At 74.9% G+C, this 1,372-nt stretch carries 1 protein-coding gene and 1 pseudogene; both read left to right on the plus strand.

Annotated features, from left to right (window positions below; translation table 11 throughout):
* Positions 1-736, plus strand: a pseudogene (locus tag JNW98_RS35165) (hypothetical protein); the annotation flags it as partial.
* Positions 737-850: 114 nt separating this feature from the next.
* The gene (locus JNW98_RS35170; RefSeq protein ID WP_223772328.1) at positions 851-1,294 is read left to right on the plus strand and encodes an SCO4402 family protein; all 444 of its coding nucleotides are present in this window, start codon (positions 851-853) and stop codon (positions 1,292-1,294) included.
* The last annotated feature ends 78 nt before the right edge of the window (positions 1,295-1,372 follow it).

Consider the following 1,372-nt stretch of genomic DNA (forward strand, 5'->3'; position numbering starts at 1 on the left):
CCCGCCGCCGCCCGGCCCCGCCGCCCACGCCGGCTACCCGTCGCCCCCGCCCGCCCCGGCGAAGCCGAGCCGCTCGGGCCGGGGCCGAAGCCTCGCCGTGATCGGCGGCGTCGTCGCCGGCTGCGCCGTCGCGGGACTCGCCGCGGGCGCGTTCTTCTGGGGCGGAGGCGGCGACGGCGACAAGGAGCAGGAACCCCAGAAGGCCGCCGCCGCCACGACGGAACCGAGCGCCCCGGCCACCCCCGGCGCCCCCAAGAGCAAGAAGCCCAAGCCCGCGGACCCCGGAGAGGGCCAGGCCAAGGCCCTGGACGCGCTGCTCCAGGACAGCGGCAGCAGCCGGGGCACGGTCATCCATGCCGTGGACGCCACCAGGAGCTGCAAGGACCTGGGCAAGTCGGCCGGCGACCTCCGCGAGGCCGCGAAGGACCGGAACGGACTGGTCGACCGGCTGCGCAAGACGCCCGTCGACAAGCTGCCGGGCCACGGCGACCTGACGGCGCAGCTGACCAAGGCGTGGCAGTCGTCCGCGTCCGCGGACAGCCACTACGCGGCCTGGGCCGACCAGGTCGGCGGCAAGCACGGCTGCCACAAGGGGCACGCCCGTCCCAGCAAGGAGGCCCTCGCCGGCGACCGGGCCAGCGGTGAGGCGACGGCCGCCAAGAAGCGGGCGGCCGAGCTGTGGAAACCGATCGCGAAGAAGTACGGGCTGCCGCAGCGCCAGTGGACGCAGCTCTGACGCGGTCCGGCCCCTTGCGTACACCCCTGGACAGCGCTCCGAGGCGGGAACGTACGATCGATCGCTGTGCAAGGTTCGGAGAAGTCTTCCCGTCGCGGCCGTCGCTCGACCACCATGGACGGCATGCCGCTCAATGACATGCCATGGTGGCGCTGGCGCGCGAACGTCCGCTCGGCGCTGCACATGCTCTCGGACCCGGCCTTCCAGCAGGAGTGCTGGCTGACCGGCCGCGAAGGGTACGGAGACGTGACGGACGCCGTCTACCGCCTGGTCGAGGACACCTGGCTGGACAACTGGTCGGCGGAGAAATACGTCGGAACGGTGTTCCGCGACTCGGGCGAGGCCGCCCTGGTGGACGTGGCGGTGCTGCGGGTCCTGCGGATCATGCACCAGGTCGGCGCGGACGCGCCGGTCTCGGCCTACCTGGAGCACCACGGCTGGCCCGAGGCCATACGCGCGGCGCGCGAGGCGCACGTCCGGCTCGCCGCGGGGGACGGGGACGACCCGGACGTCCCGCCGCGCTCCCTGCCCGTCCTCGCCGTGCTGACGAAGGTCTGACCCCGAAGGAGCCGAGCCGACCCGCGCCGGGGCTCCGTGCCCCGGCGCCCGCCCCGCCCCGGCGCCCGCCCCACCCCC

Source organism: Streptomyces huiliensis (assembly GCF_020037025.1).
In the GTDB taxonomy this organism is placed as follows: Bacteria; Actinomycetota; Actinomycetes; order Streptomycetales; family Streptomycetaceae; genus Streptomyces; species Streptomyces huiliensis.

Bases quoted from the DNA above. Each gene is read 5' to 3' on its own strand.
- JNW98_RS35170 (WP_223772328.1), top strand. From the start codon at position 851: ATGGACGGCATGCCGCTCAATGACATGCCATGGTGGCGCTGGCGCGCG.